At 70.9% G+C, this 14,948-nt stretch carries 13 protein-coding genes; 5 read left to right on the top strand and 8 right to left on the bottom strand.

Features of this window, described 5'->3' with window-relative positions:
- Nucleotides 1-148: 148 nt before the first annotated feature.
- The 4 genes from WH07_RS00955 to WH07_RS00940 all read left to right on the top strand — a co-directional run bounded on the left by WH07_RS00955 (nucleotide 149) and on the right by WH07_RS00940 (nucleotide 5,002).
- Nucleotides 149-1,099, top strand: coding sequence for a GlxA family transcriptional regulator (locus tag WH07_RS00955; RefSeq protein WP_046494232.1), 951 nt, complete (start codon nucleotides 149-151; stop codon nucleotides 1,097-1,099).
- A gap of 228 nt (nucleotides 1,100-1,327) precedes the next feature.
- Entirely contained in the window at nucleotides 1,328-2,191 is an 864-nt protein-coding gene (locus WH07_RS00950; protein ID WP_046494231.1) for a helix-turn-helix domain-containing protein, read from the top strand.
- Between the two features lie 101 nt (nucleotides 2,192-2,292).
- Nucleotides 2,293-2,802, top strand: a complete 510-nt coding sequence (locus WH07_RS00945; RefSeq protein WP_046494230.1) for a DinB family protein — start codon at nucleotides 2,293-2,295, stop codon at nucleotides 2,800-2,802.
- 325 nt (nucleotides 2,803-3,127) lie between these two features.
- Nucleotides 3,128-5,002 (top strand): LamG-like jellyroll fold domain-containing protein, encoded by a 1,875-nt coding sequence (locus WH07_RS00940; RefSeq protein ID WP_046494229.1) that lies wholly within the window; start codon nucleotides 3,128-3,130, stop codon nucleotides 5,000-5,002.
- A 65-nt stretch (nucleotides 5,003-5,067) separates the two neighbouring features.
- On the opposite strand, the gene WH07_RS00935 is transcribed toward WH07_RS00940, so the two are convergent.
- Both WH07_RS00935 and WH07_RS40735 read right to left on the bottom strand, forming a co-directional pair.
- Nucleotides 5,068-5,514 (bottom strand): hypothetical protein, encoded by a 447-nt coding sequence (locus WH07_RS00935; protein WP_232788656.1) that lies wholly within the window; start codon nucleotides 5,512-5,514, stop codon nucleotides 5,068-5,070.
- A 108-nt stretch (nucleotides 5,515-5,622) separates the two neighbouring features.
- A complete protein-coding gene (locus WH07_RS40735; protein WP_052744181.1) occupies nucleotides 5,623-5,922 on the bottom strand; it encodes a COG4315 family predicted lipoprotein in 300 nt (99 codons plus the stop codon).
- 675 nt (nucleotides 5,923-6,597) lie between these two features.
- Between WH07_RS40735 and WH07_RS00925 the strand changes: the two genes are divergently transcribed.
- A complete protein-coding gene (locus tag WH07_RS00925; RefSeq protein WP_232788655.1) occupies nucleotides 6,598-7,989 on the top strand; it encodes an LCP family protein in 1,392 nt (463 codons plus the stop codon).
- Between the two features lie 33 nt (nucleotides 7,990-8,022).
- Here the strand turns inward: WH07_RS00925 and WH07_RS00920 are convergent, their stop codons facing one another.
- The 6 genes from WH07_RS00920 to WH07_RS00895 form a co-directional block, all read right to left on the bottom strand.
- Nucleotides 8,023-9,120 (bottom strand): serine hydrolase domain-containing protein, encoded by a 1,098-nt coding sequence (locus tag WH07_RS00920; protein ID WP_079022848.1) that lies wholly within the window; start codon nucleotides 9,118-9,120, stop codon nucleotides 8,023-8,025.
- Nucleotides 9,117-10,040: a DUF6895 family protein gene (locus tag WH07_RS00915; protein WP_046494227.1), complete on the bottom strand. Its 924-nt coding sequence runs from the start codon at nucleotides 10,038-10,040 to the stop codon at nucleotides 9,117-9,119. The genes WH07_RS00920 and WH07_RS00915 overlap by 4 nt, the downstream gene beginning before the upstream one ends.
- A gap of 282 nt (nucleotides 10,041-10,322) precedes the next feature.
- Nucleotides 10,323-11,063: a hypothetical protein gene (locus WH07_RS00910; RefSeq protein ID WP_046494226.1), complete on the bottom strand. Its 741-nt coding sequence runs from the start codon at nucleotides 11,061-11,063 to the stop codon at nucleotides 10,323-10,325.
- Nucleotides 11,060-11,245 carry a hypothetical protein gene (locus WH07_RS00905; protein WP_376386584.1) on the bottom strand — a complete coding sequence of 62 codons (186 nt, stop codon included), beginning with the start codon at nucleotides 11,243-11,245 and terminating at the stop codon, nucleotides 11,060-11,062. The genes WH07_RS00910 and WH07_RS00905 overlap by 4 nt, the downstream gene beginning before the upstream one ends.
- A 79-nt stretch (nucleotides 11,246-11,324) precedes the next feature.
- On the bottom strand, nucleotides 11,325-13,319 hold the full coding sequence (locus WH07_RS00900; protein WP_232788660.1) for an APC family permease: 1,995 nt from the start codon (nucleotides 13,317-13,319) through the stop codon (nucleotides 11,325-11,327).
- 627 nt (nucleotides 13,320-13,946) lie between these two features.
- The gene (locus WH07_RS00895; protein ID WP_046494225.1) at nucleotides 13,947-14,942 is read right to left on the bottom strand and encodes an ABC transporter substrate-binding protein; all 996 of its coding nucleotides are present in this window, start codon (nucleotides 14,940-14,942) and stop codon (nucleotides 13,947-13,949) included.
- Nucleotides 14,943-14,948 lie beyond the last annotated feature (6 nt).

Below are 14,948 nucleotides of genomic sequence, written 5' to 3'. Positions count from 1 at the left end.
TTCTCGCCAGGAGGTTTGCCCGGCATCCACACAGCATCCACCGCGTACGGGAACGGCATCTGTTACATATGAAATCGGACACACCGCAGAATCCGCACAGCTCGGGGGCGGCCCTGGCGGTAATCCGTCGGTGGCTTAGCATCTCGCCATGCACACCGTGGCCGTACTCGCGCTCGACCAGGTCATCTCCTTCGACCTGGCCACCCCCATCGAGGTGTTCTCCCGCACCCGGCTGCCCGACGGCCGCGCCGCCTACCGCGTGGTGATCTGCGCCCCGGCGGACGAGGTCGACGCGGGCCCGTTCGTCCTGCGCGCCCCGCACGGCCTCGACGCGCTGCGCGAGGCGGACACGATCATCGTCCCGGGCACCTCGGAGCACGCCGCTCCCGTCCCCGCCGCCGTACTCGACGCGCTCCGCGAGGCCGCGGCGCACGGCACCCGTATCGCCTCCATCTGCGCGGGCGCCTTCGTACTCGCCGCCACCGGCCTCCTCGACGGACTGCGCGCCACCACCCACTGGCTGGCCGCCCCCAGGCTGGCGGAACTCCATCCGCAGATCGATGTCGACCCCGATGTGCTCTATGTCGACAACGGACAGTTCCTCACCTCGGCCGGAGCCGCCGCGGGACTCGACCTCTGTCTGCACATGGTCCGCAAGGACCACGGCTCCGCGGTCGCGGCCGACACGGCCCGGCTCTCCGTCATGCCGCTCGAACGCGAGGGCGGCCAGGCCCAGTTCATCGTGCACGCCCAGCCGCCCGCCCCCGCCGGAGCCACCATGGAGCCGCTGCTCCGGTGGCTCGACGAGAACGCCGACCAGGACCTGACCCTCGACGACATCGCCGTACGGGCCCGGATGAGCAGCCGTACCCTCAGCCGGCGCTTCCGCGAGCAGACCGGCACCACACCCCTGCGCTGGCTCCACCGTGCCCGGATCCGCCGGGCCCAGTACCTCCTCGAAACCACCACCCACTCCGTCGACCGCATCGCGACCCAGGCCGGATTCGGTTCCCCCACGGCCTTCCGGGAACGCTTCAAGCGCGTCGTCGGCACCAGCCCGGGCACATACCGCCGCGCCTTCCGTGGAACCGCCTGCTGACCAGCGGCGGAGCAATGACCGAGCGCCGACCGGGCAGCGGCTGACCAGTCGCCGAGGCGATGCCGTTCACCGGCCGATGACCGGCTGTTGACCGGCCGATGACCGGCGACTGGTAAGGATGTGGCACCTGGGGCATCCGGCTGGAACTCGACGATCAACATGCCATCCCCACATAGCAGTTGCTGTGGCAGACTGCCCGAAAACAGTGGTGTTGCTCGGGGGTGGGAGATGAGCGAGCCGCGATCTGCCCCGACGATCGGGCAGCTCGTCCTCAGCAGACAGTTGCGTGCCCTGCGGCAGAACGCGGGGCTGAGCAGGGAGCAGGCCGGCAAGCTGCTCCGGATCACCCAGGCCACCATACGGCGGATGGAAACGGCCGAGGTCGGCCTGAAAATCCCCTACCTGCAGATCCTGCTGCCCGCGTACGGAGTGGCCGGCCCCGAGGCCGAAGTCTTCCTGCGGCTGGCCGAGGAGGCCAACGAGCCCGGCTGGTGGCAGCGTTACCACGACATACTCCCGGAGTGGTTCAGCGGATACGTCAGCCTCGAAGAGGCCGCCACGACCATGCGTGTCTACGAACCGCACTTCGTGCCGGGCCTGCTCCAGACCGAGGACTACGCCCGCCAGGTCCTCACCACCGGAGCGCTGGGGCGGACGGCCGACTCCGAGCGGATAGAACGCCATGTCTCCCTGCGCTGCCGACGCCAGGCCCTGCTCACCCGGCCGAACGCGCCGGCCTACTGGGCCGTCCTGGACGAGACCGTCCTGCGCAGACCGGTGGGCTCGGCGGCGGTGATGCGGGCGCAGATCGACCGGCTGCTGGACGCGACGGAGCTGCCGAACGTGACACTCCAGATCGCCGAACTGGGCGCGGGCCACCACCCGGGCACATACAGCCCGTTCGTACTGTTCCGCTTCGATGTGCCCGAGGTCCCGGACATGGTCTACATCGAGTATCTGACCGGGGCGCTCTATCTCGACGAGGAGTACGAGGTCGCCGAGCACATGGAGGCGATGGACCGGATGGTGGCGCACGCGGAACCGGCGAGCCGCACGAGAGACCTGCTGATGACGCTCCGGAAGGGATTCTGATCCGTCGCGCCCCAGACCCGCTCGGCCGGCGCGGACGGCGGCGACGGCGCGCGCCGAAACTCGGATGCCTCGGGGCATGAGCTGCGCTAGCGTCCGGGCGCATGGCCCCTTCCCGTACGCGCCCCGCGTACACAGCCGATGAACGGACCCAGCTCCTCGGCTGGCTCGACATGCAGCGCGCGGTCATCCACTGGAAATGCGAAGGGCTCTCCGAAGCGGACGCGCACCGCCCCGTCCTCCCCTCCTCACCGCTGATGACGATGGCCGGACTGGTCTCCCACATGCGGTGGGCCGAGCACCTCTGGTTCGAGGTCATTTTGATGGGCCGTCCCGCCGAGGGACCCATGCTCCAGGGGCCCGAGGACGGCGACATGATGGTCGAGGGCATCCCGCTCGCACAGCTCCTGGAGGAGTACGAGCGGCAGTGCGCGGTATCGGACGAACTCGTCGCGGCCCACGACCTGGACGATGTGGGCCGACACCCGGACTTCAAGGCCGCGGCGGCGAGCGTGCGATGGATGCTGCTGCACATGATCGAGGAGACGGCGAGGCACGCGGGCCACGCGGACGCGATCCGGGAACTGCTCGACGGCGAGACGGGTTACTACTGACGGACTGCTATCGAGCGCGTTCGCGGGGGAGGGGCGCGGCGTCGAACTTGAGCCGCACATCCCCCATGCGCGCAATTCTGGCACGCCCCGGCGCCCTCCGTCGTACGTTCTCCCGCGTGTGCCCGTCCTGCCCGTGATCTCCCGGACATCTCCCGGCGATCCGCCCGCCATGCGCCCGAACACTTCGCGAACATTGGCCGGTCACGCCCCCGACCGTTCCATTCGTGCGCCGAACCGCGGCCGTTCAGATTTCTGCCATCGCGGCGCCACGGCCCATCAGGACAGTGCGCGTGTCACATGCATTCATCAGTACAAGGAGTACGAGATGGGCACAGCAGACAACAACGGCAAGCCGGCGAGACGGGCGCTGCTTCAGGCGGCCCTCGCCGTGCCGGCCGCGGGCGCGGCGGCGACGCTGCTCAATGTCTCACCGGCGCAGGCGGACGCGAGCGCTCCGTACGGCGGGCGGTTCGACGACGAGGTTCCGCGGTTCGCGCTGGCCGTACTGCCGGACACGCAGTACCTCTTCGACGCCGACAGCGCCGACCCGGCGCCGCTGCGCGAGACCTTCCGCTACCTGGTGTCCGAGCGCAAGGAGGCCAACATCGCCTTCATGACGCACCTCGGTGATGTCACCGAGCACGGCACCGAGGACGAGATCGGACTCGCCGCCGACACCTTCGACATCCTGAAGGGCCACGTGCCCTACAGCGTGCTGGCGGGCAACCACGACATCAACGGGGCGGACGACCAGCGGGGCGACTCCGCGTATCTCAGGGAGTTCGGGCCGCGGCGCTACGCCGCCATGCCGACCTTCGGCGGCGCCTCCCCCGACGGCTACAACAGCTTCCACATCGTGCGCGCGGCCGGCCGCGAGTGGCTGGTCCTCGCCCTGGACTGGCGGGTCTCCGACGCGGGTCTCGGCTGGGCGCGCTCGGTCCTCGACCAGCACCGCACCCTGCCCGCGATCCTCACCACCCATGACATCGCCGCGTCCGACGACAGCGGCAAGGCCGAGCTGTCCGGCAACGGACAGCGGCTGTGGAACGGTCTGATCCGCGACCACGACCAGATCTTCCTCGCGCTGGGCGGCCACTACTGGCCTCCGGGCCGTACGGTCCTCAAGAACGCCGCCGGCAACGATGTCCATGTCCACATCACCAACTACCAGGACCGCTACTACGGCGGCGCCGGGATGATCCGGCTGTACGGCTTCGATGTCGCCCGCGGGGTCATCGACGTCGAGACCTTCTCGCCCTGGTTCCTCGCGCGCAATCCGGAGAAGCGGACGCCGCTGGAGGCCGAGACGATCGAACTGACCGGTCCCACCGACCGGTTCAGCCTCGACATCGACTTCGCCGCCCGGTTCGCGGGCTTCGCCCCCGCCGTACCGCCGCCGGCCCGTCCGGCCTCCGCGGTGATGCCGCGCGGCACGGTCGCGTACTGGCGCTTCGATGCCGCCGGCCTGCGGGACGCGGGCACCCCGGGCGCCCCCGTCGCCGACGGAAAGGTCGCGCGCGACCTGACCGGCAACGGCAACGACCTGACCGTGAGTCGGCTGCACTCCAGCGGCGCCGACGCCCTCACCTGGTCCGAGGAGCACCACACGGGCCAGCCGGCGCACGCGAGCCTGCGCTTCGACGGCGGCAAGTCCCCGGACCGCGGCGCGATTCTCACCACCTCCGCCGGCGCGCCTCTCAACAGCACCAAATTCACCTCGGGTTACACCATCGAGACGTTCATCAAGCTGCCGGAGCCCTTCGTGGGCGACCACGCCTGGATGGGCATCCTGAGCTGGGAGGGCCGCAACAGCGAGGCGGGCAAGACCACCGGCTGGTCGCCCGACGAGCCGACGTGCAGCCTCAACATCTCGCCCGAGCGTTTCATCCAGTTCGTCGTCTACGCCCACCAGCAGGACGCCGACCCGACCTCGTGGAGCCACGCCCTGCCGGTCGGGCGCTGGACGCACATCGCCGTGGTCAACGACGGCCGCCGTACGGTGATGTACGTCGACGGCTCGAAGATCGCCCGTAACCCCAGTCAGGCGTCGACGGGCATCGCCACGCTCGGCAAGCCCTTCGTCATCGGCGCGACCCAGTTCGACGAGAAGTTCAGCCAGGGCTTCTACGGCTGGGTCGGCGACACCCGGATCGTCAGCAGGGCGCTTCAGCCGAAGGACTTCCTCACGCCGTTCGCGTAACGGGTGGGAGGCCGCGGTACGGGCCTCCGCGTCCGCGGTCCGCGCCGGGGGGGGGTCCACACGGCTCAGGAACCCCCGGCGCGGCGCCGTCTTCGGTTGCCCAGGCCCGCGTGGGCGCCCCGGCCGCGGCGCCAGTGATGGGTGACCAGCAGGAAGACGGTGGCGAGTACGGCGATCGCCTGGGCGATCGCGGCGACGGACTTCTCGGTGTACCAGACCGGCTCGTACATGTTCGGGAACGGTCCGAGCGTACCGACGTCCACGTACCGGTACACCAGCAGCAGCGCCAGCCCGCCGGCCGCCACGCACCAGGCGAAGAGATCGCTGATCAGCCGGTGCCAGACCAGCAGGAGCAGGGCCGCGAGCGAGCCGAGAGCGGCCTCGATGCGGAAGAGGGTCCCCTGGCTGATGTTCTCCGAGACGAGGTCGTACGCGGGGGCGAGATCGGCGTGGACATAGGCGTTCACCGCCAGACCGGCGGCGGCCACCAGCCGGGCGGCCCCCCTCAGCACACGGAGCTTCCGTCCGCGGCGGGGGGATACGACGGACGTGCCTGAGGACATCGCTTCTCCTGTCTCACCGGTGGCCGCGGACGGGCCCTGGGCCCGGAGCCGGGGGGATCAGTAGAGACCGCCGGTGTCCTGCTGCGGGGTGGTGTTCCTGTTGCCCGCGGTGTCGACGACGTACCACCTGTGGTGGAAGGAGATGTCGCCCTGGCCATTGGTGTCGCCGGGCTTGTGGTCGTCCTGGAAGGTGTACAGGGGGTGGCCGTTGTAGGTGACCTGCCGGGCGCCGTCACTCCGGACGGTGGTGGCGAGCAGCCGCTCCTTGACGCCGCCGCTCCCCGCGGTCGCCCTTCCGTTTCCGGTGACGGTCAGCGGGGACCAGACCGTGACGCAGGGCCCTGTGCAGGTGGACACGTTCTCCGTGTCGCCCTCGAAGAGATAGTAGGGTGCGGCCCGCGCCGTCGACCAGGATCGTGCCGAGTCCGGTGGACCTCGCGGACACCTCGCCCCCGCGCGGTGGGGAGCGGCCCGCGTCGCCGGGCACGGGGGGTGAGGGCGCGGATCGTGAGGGCGTCTCCACCGTGCCGCCGTCGGGTGCCGCACGGGACCGTACCGCCGGTCCGCCCGTACCGCTTCCGGCGCAGCCGGCCGCCGCGGTGCAGAGCAGGGCCGCGGCCATGGCACGGGCCGTGCTGGACGTGCTCCTCATCGAGGCTCCTCCGATCCGGCCGTCGCACGGGCGGCCCGCCGGACAGGGCCTGGCGCCCGGCCGGGGCGGCCACACCCTCCACTACACGGCACCGCCCGGTGCCGGGCCACCGGACAGAGCCGTACGACGTACCCGCGCGGGAGGCCCGAGGCAGCGGCCGGAGCCTCCCCGGGGACCCGCAGCCGACGGCCGGGAAGGGCCAGGGCCCGGGCCCCTCCCGGCCCAGTGCGGCGACTGGCGGGATGAAGCAGAGGGCTCCCTTCCCGGAGGAGCGGAGGGTCCGTTCCCGGAGGAATGATCGTCCGACACATCCGGTACATCCGGCACGTCCCTGCCCGTACGATCCTGCATGACCGGGCCGCAATAAGGAGTCTGACGCCGTGACAGCAGTATCCAAGAGCCCGGGGAACCGGCCGGCGCGCGGCGCGGGACGCCCGCGTCCCCGCGCTCCCCGCCCCCGGATCGGCCGCTGGATCGCCCTGGCCGCCGCCCTGCTCGTGCTGGGCACCTCCGGGACGGGCGGCTGGATCTACAACCGGCTCAGCGGCAACATCCACCGCGCGGGTGTGGACGGCGCACTCGGCGACGACCGGCCGAGCGCCACCCAGGGCGGCCGGAACATCCTGATCATCGGCTCCGACAGCCGCAGCGGTACGGGCGACAGCTACGGCAGAGGCCTGACCACCATGCAGTCCGACACCCTGATACTGCTCCACATCGGCGGTGACGGGCGCTGGGCCACCGTGGTGTCCTTCCCCCGTGACTCCTGGGTCCGGATCCCCGGCTGCGACCAGGGCGGCGGCGCCTACTCCGTACCGCACCACTTCAAGATCAACGCGGCCTTCGCGATCGGCGGTTCGACCGGCGACACGGGCAGGGCCGCCGCCTGTACGATCAGGACCGTCGAGGAGAACACCCGCGTCCGCGTCGACCACTTCCTCATCGTGGACTTCCGCGGGTTCACCGGAATGGTCAACGCCCTGGGCGGAGTCGAGGTCTGTCCCCGGCGGCCCATCCACGACAGAAAGGCCCATCTCGATCTGCGCGCGGGCTGCCAGACGGTCAGGGACTCCCAGGCCCTCGGTTATGTGCGGGCCCGCTACAGCCTCGGCGACGGAACGGACATCGGACGGATCGGCCGCCAGCAGGAGTTCATGCGGGCCCTCGCCGACCGGGCCAAGGCCAGGCTCTATGACCCCGGAGCCCTGTACGGATTCCTCGACTCGGCCACCGGATCGCTGACCACCGATCCCGAACTCGCCGGTCTGAAGCCCCTCTACGAACTGGCCTCGGACCTCAAGAGGGTTCCCACCGAGCGCATTTCGTTTCTGACAGTCCCCAACTACCCACGGGAGCGGGACGTTCCGAGCGACAAGGCCAATGTCGTCTGGAACGCCCATGCCGCGCGGCGGCTGTTCACCGCTCTCGCCCTCGACCGGGAGATGACCGAGGCCAATCTGAACGAGGCGGCCCGCACCCTGCCCCCGGCGGCGAACACCATCCGTATCACCGTCCTCAACGGCACCGGTGTGACCGGCAGGGCCCGTGAGACGGCCGGGCGGCTGCGCGCGCTGGGTTTCCGTATCGCCGTGACCGGCAACGCGCCCGCACGGGCCGCCCGTACCACGCTCGTCCACCCGGAGGGCCTCGCCGCGCAGGCCAGAACGGTGGCGGCACGGATCCCGGGCGTGGTCCCGGTCTTCTCGGACAGAGCCGCCCCGGGCACGGTGACCCTCACCATCGGCCCCGATCTGCCACCGATCGGCGGCTGAACACGCCTTCCCTCAAGAAGACATGACGATACGTCAGGACAGCTTCGGCAGTGACAACAGCGCCTGATAGGCACTCTGGATGAAGTGCTGGCCGACGGTTGGGCCGGAGTTCGCCAGGGCTGCCACGGCGGTGCGGTGGTACGGACAGAATCCGGCGAAGGCGGTGAAGCCCCTGGTGCCGCCGGAGTGGTGGTACACATCGCCGTCCGGCCGGACCCGGATGTTCCAGACGAGCGCCAGCCGCCTGGTGCCGCCGGGCAGCGCGAGCCGGGGGCGGACCACATCCGCGAGCGCCGTTCCGAGGGGCGTCGGCAGGGCCCCAGGACCGGTCGGGGGATCCAGCAGGGCGTCGAGCAGGGTCAGCAGATCACCGGCGGTGGACAGGATCGCGCCCGCCGGGGCGAGCCCCGGGATCCGCCAGGGCGGCCGGGGGCGTCCGTGCAGATGGCCGGTGGCCTGCGGAACACCGGGCGCGCAGGTCGTTCCGTACAGACCGAGCGGGTCCAGCACCCGGTCCGCGAGCAGTTCCCCGTACCCCCGCCGGCCCGGCACCGCCCGCGCCAGGAGATGCCCGAGCAGCCCCACACCGAAGTTGGAGTACCGCACCCGCTCGCCCGGAGGGGCGGACAGCCGGGTCCTGGCGAGCGCGCGCAGCAGATCGTCGGTGCGGAAGCCGGCGTACGGATTGGTGAACCAGCGCGGGACCGCCCCGGCGAGCAGCCCGGGCGGCAGCCGGGGCAGCCCGGAGGTGTGGGTGGCCAGGTGAAGCAGGGTGATGGGCCCGCCGCGCGGTGCGGGAACGGTGCCGTTCGGCAGGAACCGGGTGAGCGGATCGTCGTACGAGACCTCGCCGCAGGCGGCCAGTTCGGCCAGCAGCAGCGCGGTGAGGCACTTGGTCAGCGAACCGGTCTCGAACCGGGTGGCGGCCGTGACCGGTGACCCGCCCTCGCGCGCGGTGCTGCCATAGGTCAGCACGGCCCGCCGGTCACCGTGCCGGAGCGCCACGGCGACCCCGGTGGCGCCACGGGCCGCGCCGGCGATGGCCGCCGCGGGACCGTGGGCCCAGGCGGGCGGCGCCGGCCGGGGGTCGGCCGGCGCCGCCTGTGCCGTCCCGGCGGTGCCCGTCGTCATCGACGGGTGCCGAGGGTGCGGGAGACGGCGAGCGTACCGGCGACCGCGGCCACCACGGTGGTGTGGTGGTGCGCCGCGAAGCGTTCGCCGGCATCCCCGGCGACGGGGTGGCCGTCGCGGGGCATCAGCCCGTCCTCGTGCTGGAGGCGGGCGAGCCGCTCCCAGTCCGCCGGGTCGCAGAGGGGATCGGGCAGCGAACTGCCGACGATCATCAGTTCGGCCACCAGGTCCCACTCGGCGATCTCGGCCCAGATGTCGATCCAGGCGGGCAGCCAGTCGGTGAGATAGGCGGCCAGTTCGACGGGCAGATCGGCGGGGACGCGGCCCCAGTCGGTGAGATGGAAGACCGTGTGCGTCATGTGGTAGGCGGTCATCCAGTCGATGAGCCATGGCTCCGGGAGCGCGCCCAGCCAGGTCGCCCGGGTCAGCGCGGCCCAGTCCGCGGCCCGGTCGCCCTGGTCGAACCCGCCGACCCGGGCGGCGTTGGCGATGGCGAGACGCCGGTTGGGCATCACCTCGACGGCGCGGGCGGAGCGGAGCGAGGTGGTGTGCGCGAGCAGCCGGTCAAGACCCTCGTGGCGGTAGCCGCTCCTGGCGAAGTGGGTGTAGGTCTCCAGCGGGTCGCTCATCATCGGATAGCGCAGCAGCCGCTCATGGAGCATGGCGCCGGCGCCGAGCTGCTCCCAGGAGAAGTCCAGCAGCTCGCGGGCGAGACGCAGCTCGGTGCTGCCGGCCACCGCCTCGCGCAGCACGAGGGAGGCGGCGAGAGCGGTCTCGCCGAGGGGCTTGTAGACACTGTCGGGCTCGGCGAGTTCGGCGGTGGTGCCGGGCGGGAGCGTGCTGTGCTCGCGGTTCGAGTGAAGCCAGGTCAGGGCGCGGGACGTGATCCGATGGGCGGTTTGTGTGACGGGCATCGGCATGACGGGGTCTCGGTCCGATCGGGTGACGGTCTGTCAGACAGGGCCTGGTGAGCGAGTGGGGATACGGAAACGGGAGGATGCGGTCGGTGGGGATCAGCGGGAAAGGGAGGCGCGGTGAGCGGGCGCGGCCCGGCGGTTCGTTGAAGTTGAAACGGGCAGCGGCCCGGGACGAGCGGCGTGGCGGTCGGGTCGGTTGAGATCGGCGGTGCCGAGCGGCAGTGCGGGCGGCGGTCCCGGCGGTGAGGCTGTACGTACGGGCAGCCGGTCGCCCATGAGCGGTCGTCAGACGTCGATCAGTCGGCGCGCGATCGCCGTGTCCAGCGCCAGCCGGTCACCGCCCGCCATCAGCCCGATGTGCTCCACCAGCGGCGCCGGGTCGAGCGGCAGCTCCACCCCGTCCGCGTGCAGCCACGCCAGCCACCGTACGATCCGCGCGGCGGTCGGATAGTCCCTGCGCAGTACGGCACGGGTCGCGCCGCGGGCCAGTGCCAGCGGTGCGCCGCGCGCCGCGTCGTGCACCGGACTCTCCAGCCCCGGCAGCGCCAGCGCGGAGAGCCGGCCCATCCTGACCGACCAGTCCGCCCACCCCGTACCGTCCCTTGGCGCGGCCACCCCGGCAGGCGGCGAGGTCGGCCGGGGGACACCCGTACGCGCGGTGTCTCCGCTGGTCAGGACGGTCAGCAGGGTGACCGTGCCCCAGTCGCGCCAGGCCATCAGCCAGGGCTCCTCGGGCCCGGTCGGCGGCGGCAGCGGCTCCTCCCGCGAGGGCGGCAGGGCCGTGAAGGACAAGGCCACGGCCTCCGCGTCCAGCGGATGGAACGCGGTGCCCGCCAGTACGGCCGGGGCGAGGACATCCGCGCCGAGGATACGGATGGCAGCCAGTGCCGCGCCGGGGTCCCGCTCGCTCTCGACATGTTCGGCGACCATGGCCGTGCCCCCGGCGCCGTGAAGGGCGCCGAGGGCACGCCGTGCCAGGCCGGCCGCTGATTCTTGGTAGGTGGTCCGCGACCGGTCCTGGCTCACAGGCCCTTCGGCTCCTTTGGCTCCTTCGGGGACAGAAGCAACAGCAGAAGCAGCAGGCCCGCCGCCTCCGGCGCGTAGACCGGCGCATCGCTGTAAGGGGCCTCGGGCTCGGCCATGGCCGCACCCAACGCGCGGTGGTCCAGGGTGATTTCTCCCGGCCGGATGGTCTGAGAAAGCATCATGGGCTCCTCGTGTAGACACACTTGCCCTCCCTGGGCAGTGCCATCGCCCACCCTAGGATGAAACCGACAAATCGACCAATCAGGACAGTGGCTGAGCATTCCATACGCTTTCCGCCTCCCCGGAGGGCTCAGGGCCGTCGTACACCCCGCCGTACACATGGAAGGGCACGGTCGTCACCACGATCTTGGGCAGCGGTCGCAGCGCCCGGCGCAGCCGCCCCGCCAGCGGGCTGTGCAGGATGCGGTGCCACCAGTGGCGTACGACGATCTCGGGCAGGATGACGGTGATCGTCAGATCGGGGCGCTGATGGTGCAATTGCTCGATATAGCTGATCAGCGGGGTCACGATGGCCCGGTAGGGGGAAATGACGATTCTCAGCGGCAGATGGTCGCCCCAGAGCTGCCAGCTCTCGCGGAAGCGCCGGGCGTCCTCGTCACTGGGACTCACATGCAGGGCCAGCACGGGCTGCTGGAGAGAGGCGGCATAGGCCAGGGCGCGCATGCTCGCCTGGTGCAGCTCGTCGACCAGGACGACGGAGAGATGTCTGATCTCCTCGGGGGTCTGCTCCTGCTCCTCCTCGGGCGCCTCCGGCTTCTTCCGTTCCCTGCGCTCCACCCGTCTCTTCCTGACGGGGACGCGCTCTGACGGGCCCTCGGCGCCCTCCTTCCCCTCCTTCTTCTCTTCCTCCTCCTCCGGTGCACGGGTCTCCGGCCGCGCCCGGAGCGTACGGCCCGGGATCTCGATGCTCCGCGCGTGCAGCCGCAGCGCCCCGCGCACCGTGTCGTAATGGCGCCTGATCCTGGTGGTCACCAGCAGGAACAGGGCGATGGTGAGAATGGCGAGCCACGCGCCCTCGGTGAACTTGGTGATGCCCGCCGTGATGAAGACCACGGCCGAGAGCACGGCGCCCGTCGCGTTGAAGGCGAGGCTCTTGCGCCAGTGCCGGTCGCGTCGCCGCCACCAGTGGACCACCATGCCGCACTGCGACAGGGTGAAGGCGAGAAAGACCCCGACGGCGTACAGCGGAATGAGTGACGCGGTCTTCCCGTCGAAGGACGCGAAGATCACCGCGGCCAGCACGGACAGCAGGATGATGCCGTTGCTGAACGCCAGCCGGTCCCCGAGCCGCAGAAAGATCCGGGGTGCGTGGTCGTCGCGCGCCAGCAGATACAGCACCCGTGGAAAGTCGTTGAACGCGGTGTTCGCCGCCAGCAGCAGCACCAGTGCCGTCGCCGCCTGGATGAAGATGTACATCCCGCCGGAGCCGAAGCTGAGATGGGCGAGCTGGGAGAGGACGGTCTCCTGCGACTCGGGCACCACACCCGACAGATGGACCACCGCGATCGTGCCCGCGAACAGGGTGACGAGCAGTCCGATCATCCAGGACAGTGTCGTACGGGCATTGCGCCAGGCGACCGGCTCGAACGCGGGCACCGCGTTCGAGATCGCCTCGATACCGGTCATCGCCGTCGACCCCGAGGCGAACGCCCGCATCACCAGCAGCAGACCGACCCCCTCGACCGCGTGTGTCGAAGGCGCGGGCACGGGCTGGAAGCCCCGCCCCGCCGCGTCGTACAGACCCGCGGCCACCAGCGCGAGCACGGCGATCACAAAGGCGTACGTCGGTGCCGCGAACAGCGCGCCCGCCTGTCTGACACCCCGTAGATTCCCCGCCAGCAGCACGGCGATGACCAGCAGCCCGATCAGCACGACATCGTCGGCCAGCCCCGGAAGCGCCGAGGTGACCGCCGCCATCCCGGACGAGACGGAGACCGCCACCGTCAGGACATAGTCCGTCAGCAGACCGGCCGCGGCCATCAGCCCCGGCACCCGGCCGAGATTGTCCGTCGCGACGATGTACGAGCCGCCGCCGTGCGGGTACGCGCGGATCGTCTGACGGTACGACAGCCCGACTGCGAGCATCAGGAAGACGATCGCCCCGGCCACCGGCACCGCGTACACGAGCCCCGCCGTACCGGCCAGTACCAGCACGGCCAGCAGCGCCTCGGGACCGTACGCGACCGACGACAGCGCGTCCGCCGAGAGGACCGGCAGCGCCACGGTCTTCCGCATCCGCTCCCGCGCGATCGCCGTGCTCCGCAGCGGCGCCCCCAGCAGTGCGTGCCGCAGCCACGGACCCGGCCGGCGCCGCCCCGGCGTGCCCGCTTCCACCACGCCCACATCCGCGGGCAGCGGCAGTCCGCCCAGCGGAGGCACCTGGACGATCCGGCCGAAGCGGGCCGGCACGATCTGCGCCGGATCGGGATAGCTGCCGACGTCAGGATCCACCGGCAGCGCCGCGCGCCAGGCGTCACGGGTGGCGGACACCCGCCCCCACTCATGGCCCACCTGCCGCAGCAGCATCGCCTGGTGCGCGTCGGGCTTCTCCACGACGACGGGCACGGGCGTGCCTTCGGTGTCCTCCGTGTTCCGGGCCCGCCCGCCGTCCCGGCTTCCCCGGCCGTCGGCGCCGCCTTCTCCCTGCGTATCCGTCACATCCGTGAGTCTCATCGGCGTGGCCGGGCCGCCCGGCTCTCCCACGGCGGACGACACCGGGTCAGGGATGCCGACAACCCGTTCGGGGGTACGGGGGCTTTCGCCGGGCCCGTCGGGCGGCCGGGTCGTCCTCGGGCGGCGGACGGGCCGCCGTGTTCTGTCCTCGTACCTCGTACCTCGTACGGCGGACGGGCTCGAAGCGGGTTACGGAGCGGTCTTCGGCAGCCCCGGCGGGTTCAGCTCGGAGGAGGTCACGGCCTCGCTCGTCAGGCCCCAGCGCGCCAGCACCTTCTCGTACGTACCGTTCTTGATCACGGTGTCGAGCGCCTGCTGAAGCGCCTTGACCAGGCCGTTGTCCTTCTTGGTGGTGGCCGCGATCTTGCCCTGTACCTCGGCACCGCCGCCCGAGTACGTACCGATGATCTCGGTCTCGCCGGTGGCGGCGGCATGGTAGGCGGCGGTGGGGTTGGGGCCGAGATAGGCGTCGAGGCGGCCGGAGCCGAGCGCGAGGTAGTAGTCGCTCGCGTTCTGGTAGTACTTGATGTCCGTGGCCTTCAGACCGTTCTTGACGTTCTGCTCGCTCCAGTCGACCAGCAGCTTCTCCTGGTTGGTGCCGGAGGCCACGCCGATCGTCTTACCCGCCACGTCCTCGGGGCCCGCGACCTTCCAGTCGCCACCGCCCTTCTTCGTCTCGAACGCCAGATTGTCCAGACGGTAGGTGGCGAAGTCGTACTTCTCCTTGCGCTCCTCCGTGACGGTGATGTTGCCGAACCCGGCGTCGTACTTCCCGCTGTCCAGGCCGACGAAGATGTTCGCCCAGTCGACCGTGTTGTAGTGAGGCTTCAGCCCGAGCACATCCGCGACCAGCGAGGCGATGTCCGGCTCCACCCCGATCACCGTCCTGTCGTCGGTCGCGTAGAAGTCCAACGGCGGTACGGAACCGGCAGAGTTGACGATCTCCAGGGTGCCGCGCTTCCGGATGGCCGCGGGGACGAGCGCGGCGACGGACTCGACCTTCGCCGTGCTGATCCGCTTCTGGTCAGGGCCAAGATTGATCTTCAGCCCCTCGTTCCCGGAGCCCTTGGCCGACACCTCGTCGGTGGCGCCGTCGGCCGGATCGCCGCAGGCCGAGAGGGAGAGCACGGTGATCAGGCCGAGCAGTGCGGCGGTGGTGCGGAGGCGGGTACGTCTGGACGGCACGGAGGG

The organism is Streptomyces odonnellii (assembly GCF_000981895.1).
Taxonomy (GTDB): Bacteria; Actinomycetota; Actinomycetes; order Streptomycetales; family Streptomycetaceae; genus Streptomyces; species Streptomyces odonnellii.
Note: the sequence above shows the minus strand (reverse complement) of the source record. Positions and strands in the feature narration are given on the sequence as shown.

Excerpts from the sequence above, each read along its gene's own strand:
- WH07_RS00955 (WP_046494232.1), top strand. The coding sequence starts at position 149 with ATGCACACCGTGGCCGTACTCGCGCTCGACCAGGTCATCTCCTTCGAC.
- WH07_RS00950 (WP_046494231.1), top strand. The coding sequence starts at position 1,328 with ATGAGCGAGCCGCGATCTGCCCCGACGATCGGGCAGCTCGTCCTCAGC.
- WH07_RS00945 (WP_046494230.1), top strand. The coding sequence starts at position 2,293 with ATGGCCCCTTCCCGTACGCGCCCCGCGTACACAGCCGATGAACGGACC.
- WH07_RS00940 (WP_046494229.1), top strand. The coding sequence starts at position 3,128 with ATGGGCACAGCAGACAACAACGGCAAGCCGGCGAGACGGGCGCTGCTT.
- WH07_RS00920 (WP_079022848.1), bottom strand. The coding sequence starts at position 9,120 with ATGACGACGGGCACCGCCGGGACGGCACAGGCGGCGCCGGCCGACCCC.
- WH07_RS00915 (WP_046494227.1), bottom strand. The coding sequence starts at position 10,040 with ATGCCGATGCCCGTCACACAAACCGCCCATCGGATCACGTCCCGCGCC.
- WH07_RS00905 (WP_376386584.1), bottom strand. The coding sequence starts at position 11,245 with ATGATGCTTTCTCAGACCATCCGGCCGGGAGAAATCACCCTGGACCAC.
- WH07_RS00900 (WP_232788660.1), bottom strand. The coding sequence starts at position 13,319 with ATGCGGAAGACCGTGGCGCTGCCGGTCCTCTCGGCGGACGCGCTGTCG.